This window comes from Rhizobium ecuadorense, assembly GCF_001187535.1.
In the GTDB taxonomy this organism is placed as follows: Bacteria; Pseudomonadota; Alphaproteobacteria; order Rhizobiales; family Rhizobiaceae; genus Rhizobium; species Rhizobium ecuadorense.
The window spans coordinates 1-246 of sequence record NZ_LFIO01000910.1; the positions used below are offsets into that span (position 1 = coordinate 1).

The 246-nt window shown below is 61.0% G+C and carries 1 protein-coding gene; it reads right to left on the minus strand.

Annotated elements, in window-relative coordinates:
* The coding region (locus AF337_RS15960) for an efflux RND transporter permease subunit (protein WP_152971100.1) at positions 1–246 on the minus strand (246 nt) is incomplete at both ends.

The window sequence follows — 246 nt, forward strand, 5'->3', positions numbered from 1 at the left end:
GCGGTGGCCTGGACGTTCTGGGAGCTGATCGCGCTGCTGATGTCGCTGGCGGCAAGATTGTGCTCGGCGGCCTTCTGCGGGTCGATCCAGACACGCATGGAATAGTCGCCGGCGCCGAAGACCTGTACCTGACCGACGCCTGCAATGCGGGCGAGACGATCCTTGACGTTCAAGGTCGCGTAGTTGCGAAGATAGGTGATGTCGTGATTGTCCCCGTCGGAGACGAGGTTGACCACCATGATGAAG